The sequence below is a fragment of the Streptomyces jumonjinensis genome, from assembly GCF_009600885.1.
Lineage (GTDB): Bacteria > Actinomycetota > Actinomycetes > Streptomycetales > Streptomycetaceae > Streptomyces > Streptomyces jumonjinensis.
The window spans coordinates 1-17,491 of sequence record NZ_VCLA01000087.1; the positions used below are offsets into that span (position 1 = coordinate 1).

The following is a 17,491-nucleotide window of genomic DNA, read 5'->3' on the forward strand; positions in this document are numbered from 1 at the left end:
GGCGGACCCCGGCCAAGGGACCGGGCGATTCGGTGCGGGTCGAGGGCGGCACATGGCTGCCGGAGGACCGGATAGCCCGCTGGCGGGTGCGTACCCTCGCAGGCGAGGCGCTGGTCACGATCGGGGCCGAACCGCCGCCGGAGCGCCGCTGAGCGGTGGGCGCCGTGCGGCCGGGATGTCCGCCGCGCTCCCGCGGCGCCTCCGGCAGGATGGGGCGGGCCCGGAATACCCGGTCCGATGATTCCCGGTTCCCGATTCCCCTCCGGAAGTCATCACAATTCACTTGCGCCCGAGTAATTTCACCGCCACACTATTCGATCTTCGGACATCTCGCGAGAATTCACGGAATTATTACCATACACGTAATTCATGCATCTCGTATCGCTTAATCCACGATTATTGACTGCAATACCCGGAAAAACTTACCGTGGCCTTCGCTGAATTTCGTCCGGACCCGATCGTGTCGTGCAGCGCACCAGCACGCGGTCGACCCTGACATCTGGTCGGTCTGCCGCATCGCGACGCACGGATCCCTCTCCGCAGGCACGGGTCGTCTCCTGTGCCCGCGGCACGCCATCACAGCCTGCGCGGACGCAGGGGCCGGACGCACCCCCATCGCCTTGGAAAGGGCAGACACATGTCAGAAATCTTTCCCTGGACACCGGCGGCCGTCGTGTTCGACTGCGACGGAACGCTGATGGACAGCGAACGCCATTGGGAAGACGCCCGGGACCTTGTGCTCCGTGAATACGGAGTGATCCCGGACGAGGAGTTCGCCGAACTGTCCAAGGGCGTTCACTACACCGAATGCGGCCAGCTCATGGCCGTCACAGCGGGACGCCCCGAACTCGCCCCGGAGATGACCCGGAAACTGCTGGACGGATTCCGTTCCCTGGTCGCCGAAGATCCCGTCATCGCCCCGGGGGCGCGCGAACTGGTGTCCCGTGCGGCGGAGTTCGCCCCGCTGGCGGTGGCGAGCAACTGCCCGCGCGATGTGGTCGAGGACTGCCTCGACACGGCCGGGCTGCTGCGGCACTTCGCCCATGTGATCGTGCCGGAGAAACAGGTGCGGCCCAAACCGCACCCCGACGTCTATCTGAGCGCGGCGGCGGCGTGCGGGGCGGAGCCCATGGACTGCCTCGCCGTGGAGGACTCGCTCTGCGGCATCCGCTCGGCGGTCCGGGCCGGGCTGCGGGTGCTGGGGGTGGGGTCCCGGCCCGACCGGGAGAGCCTCGCGATGGCCGATCACTGGGTGCGCTCGCTGGAGGACCGCGCCCTGCTCGTCTGGGCGAGAAGCCGGGCGCTGTCGGGCGTCCTGCGCTGAGTCGCGTCCGCCGTCCGGCGAACGCGCCGGCCGGCGGGGATCGGGAAAGTGGGAGAGAAGGCGAGAGGAGTGCGGGTGGCCGGCTCAGCCGATGGGCCGGGCGCGGTCGCGAGCCGCGGCACCCGCACCGGGCACCCGCGCGAACGGTGGACGCCGCGCCCGGCCTGTCCGCTCGTCTCCCGCCCCACGGCCTACGTCCTACTTCCTACTTCAGCAGCCGGGAGAGCCGCCGGTCCGCGAGCGGTCTGCCGCCCGTCTGGCAGGTGGGGCAGTACTGGAGCGAGGAATCGCGGAAGGAGACCTCGCGGATCGTGTCGCCGCAGACCGGGCAGGGCTCGCCGGTACGCCCATGGACCCGCAGCCCGCTCTTCTTCTCGGCCTTGAGCCGCCCGGCGGCGATCCCCCTGGACCGCTCCACCGCCTCCTCCAGCGTGGCGCGCAGCGCCTGGTACAGCGCGGTGATCTCGTCCTCCGTCAGACGGCCCACGGGTTTGAACGGGGACATCCGCGCGGCGTGCAGGATCTCGTCGCTGTAGGCGTTGCCGATGCCCGCGATCAGGCTCTGGTCGCGGAGCACGCCCTTGATCCGGCCGCGTTCCCCGGCGAGGAGCGCGGCGAACGCGGCGCGGTCGAAATCCGGGGCCAGCGGGTCGGGCCCCAGCCGGGCGATGCCGGGAACCTCGTCGACACCGCGGACGAGATGGACCGCGAGGCGTTTGGCGGTGCCCGCCTCGGTCAGGTCGAACCCGGCTCCCGAGGCGAGCACGGTCCGCAGCGCGAGCGGCCCCCTGCCGGGCCGGGGAGGCGCGGCGGGGAACTCGTCCCGCCAGCGGAGCCAGCCCGCCCGGGCCAGATGGACGGCCAGATGGAGCTCGCCTCCGGACGGCGGCGCGACCGTGACGCCGAGCCATTTCCCGTACCGGTCCACGGCCGTGACCGCCCCGCCCTCGACGGCGCTCAGCGGCGGATCGAAGGTCTTGAGGACGCTGACCGCCAGGGGCAGGACCCGGGCGATCTCCTGTCCCACGAGACGGCCGCCGAGAAACTCTCTCAGCGATTCGACTTCAGGCAGTTCCGGCATGCGTCCAGGGTGCCGCGCCCCCGGCCGGGGCGCAGCCTCACCCGCCGCGACGGGCGTCAGCCACCGGGACGGCCGCCCGGGCGGCTCAGCCCGTAGACCCGGGCGGCCGTGCCCGCGAAGACCTCCGCGCGCTCCGCCTCCGTGAGCGCATCGGTGAGGGTGCGCGCCGTCGCCATCACCTCCGGGTACTCCGCGGCCAGCAGACAGACCGGCCAGTCCGAGCCGTACATCACCCGGTCCGGCCCGAACGCCTCCAGCGCGGCCTCCGCGTACGGCCGCAGATCGGCGGTGGTCCAGCGCGCCCAGGACGCCTCGGTGACCATCCCGGAGAGCTTGCAGACGGTGTTCTCCCGGGCGGCGAGCGCGCGCACCCGGCTCGCCCAGGGCTCGTACCGGCCGGACGCGATGGGCGGCTTGCCCAGATGGTCGAGTACGAAGGTGAGGCCGGGCCGGCGGCTGGCCGCCTCGGCCGCCGCGAGCAGCTGACGGGGCTGGACCACCAGGTCGTAGACGAGCCCGGCGGCGGCGACCGCGGCGAGTCCGCGCTGGACGTCGGGGCGCAGCAGCCAGTTGGGGTCGCTCTCGCCCTGGACCTGATGGCGGATGCCCACGAGCCGGTCCCCGCCGGGGAGTTCCTTCAGCTCGGCGAGGGCGTCGGCGACGCCGGGGGCGGTGAGATCGGTCCAGCCGACGACTCCGGCGACGAGTTCGCCGCGGTGGGCGAGGGCCAGGAACTCGGGGGTCTCCTCGGGGACGGTGATGGTCTGGACGAGTACGGTGGCCCGGACCCCGGCGGCGCGGGCCTCGGGCACGAGATCGTCGAGCGAGAAGTCACGGCGGATCACGGCCATGCCGGGACCGGTGATCCAGTCCTGGTCCCGTACGGACAGATCCCACACATGGTGGTGCGCGTCGATGACGGTCACGGTTCACAGCTCCCAGACGACGGGCAGTACGGCATCGGCGCCGGCCGCGGAGTAGTCGTGGCCGACGGCGAGCAGCTCGTCCATCCGGGCCTGCCAGGCGATGTTGACGGGGAGTCGTTCCAGGGCCGCGAGCAGCCCGGCGTACTCGGCGAGGTCGAGACCCTCGATGACATGGAAGAGATCTGTGCCGCTGCGCCAGATGGTCCAGGAGGTGACTCCGGCGGCCCTGATGGCGTCGGTCAGCTCGGCGGGGACCTCGCGGTGCGCGGCCTCGTAGGCGTCGATGCAGTCGGCGCGCACCCTGGTGTGCAGGGCGACTCTCATCGGCTGTCCCCTTCCGGTGACGACGGTGACGACGGTGACGACGGAGCGGGCGGAGCGGGCGGAGCGGGCGGAGCGGGCCGTGAGGGTGCCGGCTCCGACGGCGATCGGGGCGTGCCCTCGGGCCCGGAGGCCAGGTCCGGGTCCGGGTCCGGGTCCGGGTCCGGCCGGCGCTGCGGCACCCCGGGCGGCAGCAGTCCGGTGGCGCGCAGCTCCTCCCAGAGGGCGTCCGGGACGGGGGTGCACAGCTGCCGTGCGGCGTCCCGGATCTCCGCCGCGGAGCGCGCGCCGACCAGGGCCCCGGCGACCGCCGGATGGCCGAGGGAGAAGTGGAGGGCGGCGGCGCGCAGCGGCACCCCGTGGCGCTCGGCGATGTCCTTGAGCCGCAGCGCCCGGGCGAGCGTCCCCCCGTCCGCCGCGGTGTAGTCGTAAGGGGCCCCGGGGCGGGGATCGGCGAGCAGGCCCGAGTTGTACACCCCCGCGACGACGACGCTCTTGCCCCGGGCCGCCGCCTCCGGCAGCAGTTCGGCGAGGGCGCTCTGGTCGAGCAGGGTGTGGCGGCCCGCGCACAGGACCGCGTCCACATCGGTGTCGCGGAGAAACCGGGTGAGCATGGCGGTCTGGTTCATGCCCGCGCCGATCGCGCCGACGACGTTCTCGGCGCGCAGCCGCTCCAGCGCGGGGTAGCCGTGCCGGAAGGCGGCGTCCTCGTGGGCGTCCGGGTCGTGCAGATAGACGATGTCGATCCGGTCGAGTCCGAGCCGCCGCAGGCTCTCCTCGATGGCGCGGAGCACCCCGTCGGCGCTGAAGTCCCAGACCCGGCGGTGGTCGGCGGGCACGGCGAAGCCGTTGGCGAGATCGTCGCCGCCGGGCCCGCAGGGTTCGAGCAGCCGTCCGACCTTGGTGGAGAGGGTGTACTCGGCACGGGGGCGGGTGCGCAGCGCGCGGCCCAGCCTGCGTTCGGAGAGTCCGAGTCCGTAGTGCGGCGCGGTGTCGAAGGCGCGGATGCCGCACTCCCAGGCGGCGTCCACGGCGGCGAGGGCGTCGTCGGGCTCGACGGGGGCGTAGAGATTGCCGATCGCCGCCGCGCCGAAGGCGAGTTCGGTGATCCCGACCCCGCTGCGGCCGAGTGTGCTCCATCGCATGCGGCGCTGCCCCCTGCCGTGGCGTGACCGATCCCCGTGTCACGGGCAGCGAGGACGCCTTCTGCCCGGTCGGAACACGACGTATATTCATCGGATCACTGAGGGGCGTCAACACCACAGGGGTTCATCGATCCCAGGGGATTGGCTTATTTATCCGATCTATCGGCACGATCGGCGGCTCCGCCGCCGGAGCGTTCAGCGCAGGGTCAGATCCAGCAGCCGGGCGGTCTCCTCGCCCAGATGCTCCGTGAGGCGGTCGAGATCGGGCAGCGCCTTGCCGTCGGCCACCAGCCCCATGTGCACCCGGCCGCCGTAGACCGCCATGGCGATCGACAGCGACTGCCCCCGGGGCAGCGGGGCCATCGGGTAGATCGCGCCGAGCGGGCAGCCGCCGAGGGAGAGGGCCGAGCGCGGCAGGGGGACGCTGGTGACCAGGAGGTCGAAGAGCATCCGGGCCGCGCCTCCGGCCAGTGGGGTGCCGAGCCGGTGCGCCAGCGGCGGCAGTTGGTCGGCGAGTACGGCGAGGGCCCCCGCGCCCCGCAGCGGACCGGCCGCCCTGTTGCGGTCCATCACCGCCCGTACGGCGTCCAGCCGGGCCCGGGCGTCGGGTTCGGCGACCGGCAGTTCCAGCAGATAGGCCGAGAAGGTGTTGCCGGGCCCGGACGGGCCGGACGGAGTGCCGGGGCGGCGGCGGGAGACCGGGACGAGGGCGCGGGGGCCCGTCCGCGGCAGGCGCTCACCGCGCTCCGCGGCCCAGCGGCGCAGTCCGCCGGCGACGATCGCGAGCAGTACGTCATTGGCGGTGCCGCCCGCCGCCTTGCGCACCCGGCGGACGTCCTCCAGATCGAGCACGGCGGTGCCGAGCCTGCGGGTGCCGCTCGGCGCGGCCGTGAGCGCGGGCAGCCCCCGGGGGTCGAGACGGCTGGCCCGGACGACGGAGGCCCCCACCCCGACGGCCCGCCCCAGATCGTCGATCCGGTCGCGGGCGAAGCCCAGGAGGCGGCGCGGATCGGCGGACCACGCTCCCTGAGGCGCGGGCCGCGACCGGCGCGGGCGCGCGGACCGCGCCCCGGCGATCTCGTCGAGGACGCCCGCGCCGATGGCGACCGCGCGCATCCCGTCGGCGAGGGCGTGGTGCAGTTTGACCAGCACCGCGAAGTCGTCGTCCGGTCCGCCGGTGAGGAGATGCATCTCCCAGGGCGGATGCCCCCGTTCGAGTGGCCGCTCCATGAGCTCACCGGCGATCGCGGTGGCCTCGGCGGCGAAGTCGTCCGCGGACAGGGCGAGCCGGCGGACATGCCGGCGGATGTCGAAGTCCTCGTCGGCGGCCCAGGCCGCGCCGCCGACCGGCAGCAGCACATCCCGTACCCGCAGCCGCAGCCGGGGGATCGCGGCGGCGCGGGCGGCGAGCAGTTCGAGGACCCGCTCACCGCCCCCGGTCCCCTCGGCGGGTGCGAAGAACGCGAGAGCGCCCAGATGCATCGGGTGCCCGTCGGACTCCAGATGCCAGAACGCCAGGTCGAGGGGGGCGAGACGCTCGCTGCTCACGGTGTCCTCTGTCCTCTGTCCTAGAACGATGTCCGGAATGCCGCTCGGCAGATGTCCTACAGGGCCAGGAATGCCCAGTCAATCGCTTTCAATCAATTATGCTCAAGTACATTCAATTAACGCCCGGTTAACATGGGTTCATCACCATTCGCCCTCCGGTCCCGGCGGCTGCGGACCGCCGCCCTCCCCGGCCGGCCCCCCTCTGCTCCCGACGGCGAACTCGCACCACACGCACTTACCGGTGCCGCGCGACTCCACGCCCCAGGTGTCCGCGAGCCGGTCCACCAGCAGCAGCCCCCGCCCGGAGACGCCCTCCTCCCCCGCCTCCCGGCGTCTGGGCAGCGCGCTGGAACGGTCCTCCACCTCGACCCGCAGCCGCCGCTCGGCCCCGGTGAGCACCCGTACGGTCGCGATCGCTCCGCCGTCCGTGTGCATCAGCGCATTGGTGATCAGCTCATCGGCGGCGAGCACGATCTCATCCGTCCGCTCCCCGGCGCCCCAGGCCCGCACCGCCGAACGGATCATGTGCCGGGCCGAACGCAGCGCCCCGGGATCGTTCTGGCCGACATGCTGCTGGAGCCTGCCGCCGGTCTGCGGGATGAACGCGCCCTGACGGCGCAGCAGCAGTATCGCCACATCGTCCTCGCCGCCCCGCTCGTCCACCACATCGCACAGATGGTCCGCCAGCTGCTGGAGATCGCGCGGACCGTTGCGGACCAGCCCGGTCAGCAGCTGCATCCCGTCGTCGAAGTCGAAGCCGGGCTGCTCCACCAGCCCGTCGGTGAAGAGCAGCAGGGTCTGCCCGGGGTCCAGCTCCACGGTGGAGACGGGGTACTCCAGACGCCCGAACTCCGCCGAGAGACCCAGCGGCAGCCCGCCCCCCACCGGCACCCTGCGGCAGCTCCCGTCCGTGTCGCGCAGCAGGGGGTCCACATGACCCGCCCGCACCATCTGCACCACCCCGGTGGAGAGGTCCGCCTCCGCGTAGGTACAGGTCGCGAAGCGGTCGGTGTCCAGCTCATGCAGGAAGACCGAGGCGCGTGCCATCACGGTGGCCGGGGTGTGGCCCTCGGCCGCGTACGCCCTCAGCACGATCCGCAGCTGTCCCATCACCGCCGCCGCGTCCGTGTCATGCCCCTGGACGTCTCCGATGACCGCGCCGACCCGGCCGCCGGGCAGCGGGATGATGTCGTACCAGTCGCCGCCGATGTCCCGGCCCATCCGCGCGGAGCGGTAGCGGACCGCGAGCTGCGCCCCGGGCACCTCGGGGATCCGGCGCGGCAGCATCGCCTGCTGGAGCCCCTCGGCCAGATCGTGCTCCTGGTCGTACAGGATGGCGCGCTGGACGCTCTGCGCGACGCTGCTGCCGAGCGCGACCAGCACATCGCGCTCCTCGGAGCTGAATCCGGAGCGGTCGCTGTAGAGCAGTCCGAGCGCTCCGATCGGGCGGGCCTGGGCGATCAGCGGCAGATAGGCGGCGGCCCGCACGCCGAGGGGCTCGATATGCGGCCACAGGATCGGGTAGGAGACGGCGAAGTCCTCCCGGGACTCGATGAAGCGCGGAGCCAGCGTCCGCACGACCTCGCTCATGGGGTACTGGTCGTCCACATGCGTATAACGGGTCCCGGGGACGAACGCCTCCTCGGGCCCCTCCGCGACGAGATGGATCCGGCCCCCGGGCTCCAGCAGCCCCACCACCAGAGAGGCCGCCCCGAAGTGCTCCAGGCCCTGGGAGTCCCGCAGCACGTCCATGACGTCCTGCACGGTCCGCGCGTGCCCGAGGGCCGCGGTGGTCGACTCGACGACGCTGGTCTGCCGTCTGCGCACCGCGTCGGCCTCGATCCGGGCGGCGGAGTCGGCGAGCTCCTCGGTGGCGTCGCGGACGATGCCGATGATGCGCAGGGGGCGGCCCGTGCCGTCGCGGCGCACCGTGCCCTGGGCGTGGGTCCAGCGCAGGGCGCCGTCTGAACGGCGGATCCGGAAGTACACGCCGTAATGCTCGCTGCCGTCCTTGAGCGCCCTCGCCACCACGGAGTCCAGGCGGACGGCCTCCGCCGGGGGCATCCGGGCGGTGAGGCTCTCGCGGCGGCCGTCGTAGTCGTCCGGAGCGAGATCGAGCACCCGCAGGGCGGTCGGGTCCAGATGGCACAGCCCGCTGGCCAGATCCCAGTCGAAGCTGCCCATGCGATTGAGGGCCAGACTCTCGTCGGGGCCCACCGGCCAGTCGCCGGGAAGCGTCGATGCCCCCGCCGCCCGCTCAACCATGGAGCCACTCTGTCATCATTTGTCGGATTCTTCGACTGTGAATGCGGTCTTCTCAGCCCACCAGGGTGTCCGGCTCGCCCCGGTCCCCGGGCAGCAGCAGCTCCGGCTCGGCGGCGCCGCCGTCGCTCGCGCCCGAGCCCGAGCCCGAGCCCGAGCCCATGCGCCCACCCGCGTCCTCACCCGGGAGGAGAAGCTCTTCCCCGCCGGGGGAGCCGACGGGGAGATCCACGAGACCCGGGGAACCGTCGGACCCATCGGAGCCGTCGGGCGGTACGGCGGCGTCCCCCGAGGTCGCGGGAGCAAGCGGGGAGACCTCGCCGGAACCGCCCTCACCGGCGGAGTCGGCCGGCGCCGGAGCGGATCCCTCCGAATCCGCTGCCTCCGCCGCCTCCTCCGACTCCTCCGGTCCGGGGGTCCCCGCGGGGGGATAGGCATAGACCTCGTCCGTGACGGCGGGCGGCAGCACCTCGGGCCGGCTGTCCCGCTCCCCGTCGCTCCCGGTCTCCCGACCGATCCAGGACCCGTCCGCGACGTCGATGATCATCAGATCGCCGATGACCCGGTCGGCCGGTCTGATGACCACGACCCGCTCGGGGGCGTATCCGGCCCAGGCGCCGCCCTTGTTGACCACCGGCCCCTTCGCGGCGACGGGCCGGGTCAGCGGATTCCCGCCGGCGCAGCGGACCCTCGGCGTGCCGTGCCGGTCGACCAGCACGGCGCTGCCCGCCTGGAGCACCGCCTGTTGGGGCGCGTCGACACCGTCCCGGTAGCCGTGCGCGGTGACCCGGGTGTCGGTGCGCAGCACGACGGGGGTCAGCCCGCGCAGAAAGCCGGGCAGCCCGGCCCGGGGGACGCCCGCGCCCTGGGCGAAGGCCCGCGCCCTGGCTCCGTCCCGGTCGAGCAGGGTGAGCTGACGCTCGGCGTCACAGCTGCCGGCGGCCTCGATTCCGCCGTAGAGACCGGGGGTCGCACCCGAGAGCGTACGCAGGGTCTGGCCGCGCAGCGGCGGCCCGCCCGCTCCGTTCCCCTTCGCGGGCGGCTCCGGCGACGGCGCGGACAGCTCCCGGACGGTGGACGCGGTGTACGGGTCGGGGCCGGGGACGCCCGCCGCCCGCAGCAGCACCTCCCGCTCGGGGTCCGCCGTCCGGGCGGTCTCTCCCCCGCACCCGGCGAGCACCGGGGCGAGCACCAGACCGGCGCAGAGCGCGAAGGCGACCGGTCCGCCGCCGCGCCTCGCGGGACGGCGGTCGCGGACCGGGGACCTGCGAGGACGAATGGCGCGCACGGACATCTCCCGACTCTTCACCTTGATCGTTCCTTCAAAGTTCTGCCCGACTCCCGGCGCCCCCGCCACTTGAACGCGTTCAATCGAGTGCGTACGCTCGGGGCAGGGAAGTTGAACATGTTCAAGACCGGAGGGGTGGGGACCGTGTCCGCACTGGTCGGACTGATGGCGCGGGCGGGGCTGCCGACCGGCGCGCGGGGCCGGCCGGGGCGGGCCGCCGCCGTACGGCCCGCGCCCGTTCGCCACACGCTCACCTATCCCGAGGTAGGCGCGACCCGGCTCGGCCCGATGCCCGACGGCTACCGCCATCTGCACCACACCACCCGGGTGGGCCGGGGCCGGGCGGCCTTCACCACGGCGGGCGCGGCCGTGCTCTCCTGGCGGATGCACCGGGAGTCGGGCGTCCGGGTACGCGCCACGGCGGCCCGCGCCGAACCCGGGGTCCGGGTCGAGCTCTCCGCCGGAGCGGGCCCGCTCAGGATCGGCGCGGCGCGGTGCGAGGTGATCTGGTCGGCGGACGAACGCCACCGGGCGGGATTCGCCTACGGAACGCTCAGCGGGCATCCGGAGTGCGGCGAGGAGTCCTTCGTGGTGGACTTCCGCGACGACGGCTCCGTCTGGTTCACCGTGATGGCCTTCAGCCGTCCGGGCCGCTGGTACACCCGGGCGGCCGGGCCCCTCGTACCCGTACTACAGCTGTGGTACGCCCGCCGCCTCGGCCGTACCGTGCGGCGACTGGCCGCCGACGGCGATACTGGAAGTGATGGAGTGGTTCGGCGACGGTGACTACTGGCTGAGCCGGCTGGTCTTCCAGCGGGCTCTGGCAGCCGTGTATCTGGTCGCCTTCCTCACCGCCGCGCTTCAGTTCCGGGCGCTCATCGGAGAGCGCGGCATGCTTCCGGTGCCCGGGTATCTGCGCCGGGTCCCTTTCCGGGCGGCCCCCTCCCTCTTCCATCTGCGCTACTCCGACCGGCTCTTCGCGCTCTGCTCCTGGACGGGGGTCGCGCTGTCGGCCGCCCTGGTGGCGGGCGCGGCCGACCGGATTCCGCTCGCGGCGGCGATGGCCTGCTGGGCGGTGCTCTGGGTGCTCTATCTGTCGATCGTCAACGTGGGACAGACCTGGTACGCCTTCGGCTGGGAGTCCCTGCTGCTGGAGGTGGGCTTTCTCGCGGTGTTCCTGGGCAATGAACGGACCGCTCCCCCGGTGCTGATCCTCTTTCTGCTGCGCTGGGTGCTGTTCCGGGTGGAGTTCGGGGCAGGCATGATCAAAATGCGCGGCGACCGCTGCTGGCGGGATCTGACCTGTCTGTACTACCACCATGAGACCCAGCCGATGCCGGGCCCGCTGAGCTGGTTCTTCCACCGGCTGCCCAGACCGCTGCACCGGGTCGAAGTGGCGGCAAGCCATGTGACCCAGCTGGTGCTGCCCGTGCTGCTGTTCACGCCTCAGCCCATCGCGAGCGCCGCCGCGGCCGTCATCGTGGCGACCCAGCTGTGGCTGGTCCTCTCCGGCAACTTCGCCTGGCTGAACTGGCTCACCATCGCGCTCGCCCTCTCCGTCGTGGACGGCTCGCCGATCGCCCGGCCGCCCGGGCAGCCGGGCGCTCCGCTCTGGTACGAGATCACGGTGATCGCGGTCACCGCCGGTCTGCTGGCGCTCAGCTACCGCCCGGCGCGCAATCTGCTCTCCCGGCGGCAGCGGATGAACTGCTCCTACGATCCGCTGCATCTGGTCAACGCCTACGGGGCGTTCGGCACGGTGGGCCGGGTGCGCAGGGAAGTGGTGGTGGAGGGGACGGACGAGACCCGGCTGCACGACGGCACGGTCTGGCGGGAGTACGGCTTCCGGGGCAAGCCGACGGATGTGCGCAGGCTGCCGCGCCAGTTCGCCCCGTACCATCTGCGGCTCGACTGGATGATGTGGTTCGCCGCGCTCTCCCCCGTCTACGCGCACTCCTGGTTCGGGCCGTTCGTGGAACGGCTGCTGGAGGGCGACCGGGACACGCTGCGGCTGTTGGGGCACAATCCCTTCCCCGACGCGCCGCCCGTCCATGTCCGCGCCCGGATCTACCGCTACCGCTTCACCACCTGGCGGGAGCTGCGGGCCACCGGGCAGTGGTGGCGCCGGACTCCGGACGGGGAGTTTCTGCGGCCGACCAGACTGCGGCGCTGAGAAGGCGCTGAGAAGGAGCGGCCGGGGAGACGGAGATCCGGCGGGCGGCGATAAGGGGCGGCCGGAGGGTGCCTCCGGCGGGCGGCGAAGCGGAGCCCCCTGCCGGAGGTGCTCTCCGGAGGGGGCTTCGGTGCGCAGGAGCCGCCCATGCCCACCGCCGTGGGCAGGGGCGCGAGTACTGCGGTCCGTCTCAGTCGATGCCTTGCAGGATATGCGGCTCGGCGAGGTCTTCCTCGTACCCGGCGAGCCGGATCGGGGCCGATCGGGCCCAGACTTCGAGACTGCCGAGTTCATCCGGCCTGCGAGCGCGTGAGCGATAGCGATCCGGCGGTCGTTCCTCGTGTTTCTTCACATCAGTTGTCACCGCGCACTCCTCTGTGTCGCGTAACTGGGACAAGGGCGATTCGGTCGCGGTGGCGCCGGTGCTTGGGCGGGATCGCGGCCTGGTTGCAGACGTGTCCCAGGACGGCCAAGAGGTTTTTGTGAACCTATTGGGAGCGTCCGTGCCCACCAGGTTAACCAAATGAGCAAAGCGGCGCTCGATGGGGCCTTGAATTCCGCTTGAATCAGGCCAACTTGTCAGCCATACAAGGCATTTGTGGTCGTATCGCCCCTCCGGGACGCAACCCGAATGGAGTAACCGACCTGACGGCCGGGACGAATGAGGGAGATCCGGCCGAATGGGTGACAGAAGAGGGCCGCGAACGCCCGTGTCCGAGGAGAGATGGCGTGATGTATCCGCCACAACACAGGGGAACGCGGCCCTCCGCGAAGCTCTACCAGTTGGCCGGGGCGTAGTCCTTGAGGAAGCAGCCGTAGACGTCCTCGCCCGCCTCGCCGCGCACGATGGGGTCGTACACCCGGGCCGCGCCGTCGACCAGGTCGAGCGGGGCGTGGAAGCCCTCCGCCGCGAGACGCATCTTGTCGGGGTGGGGACGCTCGTCGGTGATCCAGCCGGTGTCGACGGCGGTCATCAGAATGCCGTCGGCCTCGAACATCTCCTGGGCGCTGGTACGGGTCAGCATGTTCAGCGCCGCCTTGGCCATATTGGTGTGCGGATGGCCCGCGCCCTTGTAGCCACGGCTGAAGACGCCCTCCATCGCGGAGACGTTCACCACATAGGTCCGCTTGGCCTCGGCGGCGGCCATCGCCGCGCGGAGCCTGCTGATGAGGATGAACGGAGCGGTGGAGTTGCAGAGCTGAACCTCCAGCAGCTCCACCGGGTCGACCTCGGAGACGGTCTGGATCCAGCTGTTGCTGTCGTGGAGATCGGGGACAAGACCACCGGCGTCGATCGCGGTGCCGGCCTCGATCCGGGCCAGGGTGGCGGAGCCGGAGACCAGGGCGAGCTCTGTGACGTCCTGGGCGCTCAGCCCCTCTCCCCCGGCGGAGGGCAGCGCGGCCACCGAATCGACGGCGCCGCTGCCGAAGACGCCGATGACCTCGGCGGGCGGCAGCTCGCCCGCGGGCAGCGGAGCGGACTCGGCGGAGACCAGCTCGCGGTAGGCGCCCGGGGAGCGGCGCACGGTCTGCGCGGCGTTGTTGATCAGGATGTCCAGCGGGCCGGCGGCGGACACCGAGTCGGCGAGGGCGACGACCTGCGCGGGGTCCCGGAGGTCGATCCCGACGATCTTGAGACGGTGGATCCACTCGTCGCTGTCCGGCATCGCCTTGAAGCGGCGGATGGCGTCGTTGGGGAAGCGGGTGGTGATCGTGGTGTGCGCGCCGTCCCGCAGCAGCCGCAGGGCGATATACATGCCGATCTTGGCCCGGCCGCCGGTGAGCAGCGCGCGCTTGCCGGTCAGATCGGTACGGGCGTCCCGGCGGGCGCGGTTCTCGGCGGCGCACTCCTGGCAGAGCTGGTGGTAGAAGACGTCCACCTCGACATAGCGGGTCTTGCAGATGTAGCAGGAGCGGGGGCGCTGGAGTATCCCCGCGATCTCCCCGGTCGCCGACGCGGTGGGCAGCAGCCCCTCGGTCTCGTCGTCGATGCGCTCGGCGGAGCCGGTGGCCGTGGCCTCGGTGACCGCCTTGTCGTGAGCGGTCTTGGCGGCGCGGCGCTCCTGGCGGCGGCGCTGCTTCACGGTGCGGTAGACACCGGCGGTGGCGCGGCGTACGACGATCGCGTCGGGGTGGTCGACCTCCAGCTTGTCCAGCTCGTCGAGCACGCTCAGGCAGACGGCCAGCCGCTCCGGGTCGATGCCGGGGCCGTACGCGGGGCTGTCCTCTGTCACCGTCATGGCTTCTGCGTTCCTCGATCACTCACGAGCTGGGGGCTTCACCGGGCTCACCGGGTTTCGCCGGGGTTCACCGCGGTTCACCGGGGTTTCAAAAGCGCAACTTTACTGAGCGGAAGAGTGACGGCCAAATGCGCGCTGACCCGGGGCCCCGGCACCGGGCTCCCCGGGGCCGGCCGAGGGGCTCTCACACCCGGCCGAGGAGCTCTTCGTACAGCTTGTACGTCCGCTTGGCGGCCTGGTCCCAGCCGAACTCGCGCACCGCGCGCCGCCGCCCCGCCGCCCCCATTCTGGCCGCCTCCGAGGGGTCGTCCAGCACCCGGTTCACGGCCTGGGCGAGGCCGCCCTCGAATTCCTCGGGGTGATCCGCGTCATAGGGGACGAGCAGTCCGGTGGCGCCGTCGTCCACGACCTCGGGGATGCCGCCGACCGCGGAGGCGACGACGGCGGTGCCGCAGGCCATGGCCTCCAGATTGACCATGCCGAGGGGCTCGTGGACGGACGGGCAGACGACGACCGCCGCCTGGGTCATCAGCTGGACGAGCTGGGTGCGCGGCAGGGTGCGGGGAATCCAGTGCACCCCCTCGCGCAGCCGCTCCAGATCGGCCAGCAGCCCGGGTATCCCGTCCGGCTCGCCCTGGCTCCCGGCCGTACCCATCCGCCCACCCGGCATGGCGCAGATCACCACTTGGGCCTCCGGGTCGAAGGTCCGGGCCGCGCGCAGCAGATGCGGCAGGCCCTTGTGACGGGAGGTCCGGCCGGCGAAGAGGACGAAGGGGCGCCGTGGGTCGAGACCGATCCGATCCCGGGCGTCCGTCTCGTGGTCGGGGCGGTAGACCAGGGTGTCGACGCCCCCGCGGATCACCCGCACCCTCCCCGGGGCAAGCGCCGGGTAGGCCGCGAGCACCTCCTCGCGCATCCGGCGCGAGAGGGTGACGACGGCGTCCGCCGCCTCGATCGCGGTGCGCTCGGCCCAGCTGGAGAGGGCGTAGCCGCCACCGGCCCGCTCGGCCTTCCAGGGGTGCAGCGACTCCAGGGAGTGCGCGGTCATCACATGCGGGACGCCGTAGAGCAGCTTGGCCAGATGCCCGGCGAGACCGGCGTACCAGGTGTGCGAGTGGACCAGCTCACGGCCCGCCAGCTCGGCGGCCATCGCCAGATCCACGGAGAGGGCGCGCAGCGCGTCGTCGGCCCCGGCGAGACCGGCGGCGGGCCGGTGACGCAGGACGCCTTCGGCCTCTCCGTCGCCCCAGCAGTGCACCTCCAGATCGGCCAGCGTCCGTAACTCCCGGGCGAGGAACTCGACATGGACGCCGGCGCCTCCCGTTACATCCGGGGGGAAATCGCGAGTGAGCAGACCCACCTTCACCCCACGATGGTCACCCACCCGGGGCGTCCGGGGAAGAGCGCGGAGTGCGGCAGCGCGGGCGCCGCGGGCTCAGTGGGCGGTCCGCCCCGGCGGGCGGTCGAAGACGCAGTCGCCGCAGAGGCCGCCGCGAGGGGCCCGGTAGTAGAGACAGCAGGTGTTCCGCCGCATCCCGGGGCCGCGGACCGTGGCGGAGAGATCGGGGTGGGCGAAGAGCTCCGCGGCGAGCGCGGCGGCCCGCTCGGCGACGTCGCCGCGCCCGGCCTTCCGGGCCCAGTCGTCGAGCTGGCGTACGGCTCCGGCGAGCGCGGAGCCCGCGTTGCCCCAGAGCAGCCGGCGGGAGACCGGGGTGTCGCGGCGCAGGGCGTCGGCGAGCGGTACGAGGTGGGCGTACTGCACGGTCTCGCGGATGCTCTCGGCGGTGGCGGGCAGCAGGCGGGCAGCGGTGCCGGTACCGGTGTCGAGCCAGAGGTCGTCGGGGGCGGTCCGCCCGGGCGACCAGTGCAGCCGTTCCGGGTCGAGTGCGGGGACCCCGCCGCAGAGCGCGGCGGCCCCGAGCGCGATGGACCACAGCCGCGCGGCGAGCCCCAGCTGGGCGATGGAGGCGGCCACCCGCCGCTCCGGGGGCGTATGCCGGGCGACGACGATGTCGACACGGAGAGTGAGCGGTGTGAGATCGCCCGCGTAGAGCCGGGCCAGCGGCGCTCCCGTCTCCCCGCCGCCGGACCGGCCGTCCCCGTCGTCGGACCGGCCGTCCCCGGAGGGGGGCGTTCCGTCCTGTGATGTCCGCAGAGCGAAGAATCCGCCCAGCGCGCACAGCTCCCGCAGATCCACCCGCGCCGCCCCCATCCGTCACCCGTGTGCATCGGCCGTTGCCCACCCTAACGATCGCCGGGGTCTTAGCCACCCCCTCTGACCTGCTCGGCAGTCGCCCATGGGACTTTTGGCCTACCCTCGTACTCCGTCGGCAGTACGTCGGATTGCCTGCTTGAGGACGACGACGTGAGCGCCGAACGGGGAGATCCTGGTCTCTATGAGTTCCCTTGTCGCGGCAGTGGTTCTGTCTCTGGTCTCCGCGGTCGCCTACGCGGCCGGGGCGATCATGCAGGAGCGTGTCGCCGCTACCTCCCCCGACCAGCCCTATGCCCCGCTCCATCACGCGGGGTGGTGGTGCGCGATCTCTCTGAACGGCTTCGGCGCGGTGCTGCATGTGGTGGCGCTGGCGTACGGTCCGCTGAGCGTGGTGCAGCCACTCGGAGCGCTGACGATCGTCTTCGCCCTGCCAATGGCCGCGCTCTTCGCGGGCCGCCGGGCGGGGGCCACCGCGTGGCGCGGGGCGCTGATGGCGACGGTGGGCCTCGGCGGTCTGCTGGCGGTGGCCGGGGACGCGGGCTCGCACACCCTGGGAACCGGGCAGCGCGGCATGCTGACGGCGGTGTCGCTGGGCGCCGTGGCGCTGATCTTCCTGGTGGCGCAGACCATCAACCGGCCGGTGCTGCGCAGTGTGCTGCTGGCGTCCGCGGCGGGGGTGGCGTTCGGCATCGCCTCGGTGTTCACCAAGACCGTCGCGGTCGACTGGGAGTGGTCGCAGCCGGTGGCCCAGTGGTCGAGCCTGGTGGTGATAGCCGTGCTCGCGCTCGGCGGGCTGCTGCTGTCGCAGGCGTCCTACCGGGGCGCGGGCCTGGCGGCCCCGCTGGCGACGGTCACCGTGGTCAATCCGGTGGTGGCCGCGGCGGTGGGCGTCACGATGTTCGGCGAGGGCTTCCGTTTCGGCGCTCTGGGCACGGTGCTGGCGCTGGGCTTCGGGGTGGCCGCCGCGG

The 17,491-nt window shown here is 72.5% G+C and carries 14 protein-coding genes and 1 pseudogene; 4 read left to right on the forward strand and 11 right to left on the reverse strand.

Annotated features, from left to right (window positions below; genetic code table 11):
• Nucleotides 1-637 precede the first annotated feature (637 nt).
• Nucleotides 638-1,324, forward strand: coding sequence for an HAD family hydrolase (locus tag FF041_RS10885; protein WP_153522473.1), 687 nt, complete (start codon nucleotides 638-640; stop codon nucleotides 1,322-1,324).
• A gap of 205 nt (nucleotides 1,325-1,529) precedes the next feature.
• Here FF041_RS10885 and FF041_RS10890 read toward each other — a convergent pair whose 3' ends face one another.
• The 7 genes and pseudogenes from FF041_RS10890 to FF041_RS10920 all read right to left on the reverse strand — a co-directional run bounded on the left by FF041_RS10890 (nucleotide 1,530) and on the right by FF041_RS10920 (nucleotide 9,895).
• Nucleotides 1,530-2,405, reverse strand: a complete 876-nt coding sequence (locus FF041_RS10890; protein WP_153522475.1) for an Fpg/Nei family DNA glycosylase — start codon at nucleotides 2,403-2,405, stop codon at nucleotides 1,530-1,532.
• A gap of 56 nt (nucleotides 2,406-2,461) precedes the next feature.
• The gene (locus FF041_RS10895; RefSeq protein WP_323391635.1) at nucleotides 2,462-3,331 is read right to left on the reverse strand and encodes an amidohydrolase family protein; all 870 of its coding nucleotides are present in this window, start codon (nucleotides 3,329-3,331) and stop codon (nucleotides 2,462-2,464) included.
• 3 nt (nucleotides 3,332-3,334) lie between these two features.
• On the reverse strand, nucleotides 3,335-3,655 hold the full coding sequence (locus FF041_RS10900; RefSeq protein WP_153522477.1) for an L-rhamnose mutarotase: 321 nt from the start codon (nucleotides 3,653-3,655) through the stop codon (nucleotides 3,335-3,337).
• Nucleotides 3,656-3,840: 185 nt separating this feature from the next.
• Nucleotides 3,841-4,797: pseudogene (locus tag FF041_RS10905) on the reverse strand (aldo/keto reductase); the annotation flags it as partial.
• 195 nt (nucleotides 4,798-4,992) lie between these two features.
• Entirely contained in the window at nucleotides 4,993-6,345 is a 1,353-nt protein-coding gene (locus FF041_RS10910) for a wax ester/triacylglycerol synthase family O-acyltransferase (RefSeq protein WP_323391638.1), read from the reverse strand.
• Nucleotides 6,346-6,486: 141 nt separating this feature from the next.
• Nucleotides 6,487-8,610: a SpoIIE family protein phosphatase gene (locus FF041_RS10915; RefSeq protein ID WP_153522483.1), complete on the reverse strand. Its 2,124-nt coding sequence runs from the start codon at nucleotides 8,608-8,610 to the stop codon at nucleotides 6,487-6,489.
• Between the two features lie 52 nt (nucleotides 8,611-8,662).
• Entirely contained in the window at nucleotides 8,663-9,895 is a 1,233-nt protein-coding gene (locus tag FF041_RS10920) for a DUF6777 domain-containing protein (RefSeq protein ID WP_153522485.1), read from the reverse strand.
• A 165-nt stretch (nucleotides 9,896-10,060) separates the two neighbouring features.
• Here FF041_RS10920 and FF041_RS10925 point away from each other — a divergent pair, with 165 nt between their 5' ends.
• On the forward strand, nucleotides 10,061-10,681 hold the full coding sequence (locus tag FF041_RS10925) for a DUF1990 family protein (protein ID WP_153522497.1): 621 nt from the start codon (nucleotides 10,061-10,063) through the stop codon (nucleotides 10,679-10,681).
• Nucleotides 10,659-12,068 carry a lipase maturation factor family protein gene (locus FF041_RS10930; protein WP_153522487.1) on the forward strand — a complete coding sequence of 470 codons (1,410 nt, stop codon included), beginning with the start codon at nucleotides 10,659-10,661 and terminating at the stop codon, nucleotides 12,066-12,068. The genes FF041_RS10925 and FF041_RS10930 overlap by 23 nt, the downstream gene beginning before the upstream one ends.
• A gap of 190 nt (nucleotides 12,069-12,258) precedes the next feature.
• Here the strand turns inward: FF041_RS10930 and FF041_RS10935 are convergent, their stop codons facing one another.
• The 4 genes from FF041_RS10935 to FF041_RS10950 all read right to left on the reverse strand — a co-directional run bounded on the left by FF041_RS10935 (nucleotide 12,259) and on the right by FF041_RS10950 (nucleotide 16,520).
• On the reverse strand, nucleotides 12,259-12,432 hold the full coding sequence (locus FF041_RS10935; RefSeq protein ID WP_323372376.1) for a hypothetical protein: 174 nt from the start codon (nucleotides 12,430-12,432) through the stop codon (nucleotides 12,259-12,261).
• A 412-nt stretch (nucleotides 12,433-12,844) separates the two neighbouring features.
• Nucleotides 12,845-14,308, reverse strand: coding sequence for an SDR family NAD(P)-dependent oxidoreductase (locus tag FF041_RS10940; protein WP_153522489.1), 1,464 nt, complete (start codon nucleotides 14,306-14,308; stop codon nucleotides 12,845-12,847).
• A 184-nt stretch (nucleotides 14,309-14,492) separates the two neighbouring features.
• Complete coding sequence (gene glgA, locus FF041_RS10945) at nucleotides 14,493-15,674, reverse strand: glycogen synthase (RefSeq protein WP_323391641.1); 1,182 nt, start codon at nucleotides 15,672-15,674, stop codon at nucleotides 14,493-14,495.
• 69 nt (nucleotides 15,675-15,743) lie between these two features.
• Nucleotides 15,744-16,520, reverse strand: a complete 777-nt coding sequence (locus tag FF041_RS10950; RefSeq protein WP_153522491.1) for a (2Fe-2S)-binding protein — start codon at nucleotides 16,518-16,520, stop codon at nucleotides 15,744-15,746.
• A gap of 184 nt (nucleotides 16,521-16,704) precedes the next feature.
• On the opposite strand from FF041_RS10950, the gene FF041_RS10955 reads away from it, so the two are divergent.
• Nucleotides 16,705-17,491 (forward strand): DMT family transporter (locus FF041_RS10955; protein WP_153522493.1); only part of this gene is annotated, 787 nt, incomplete at its 3' end.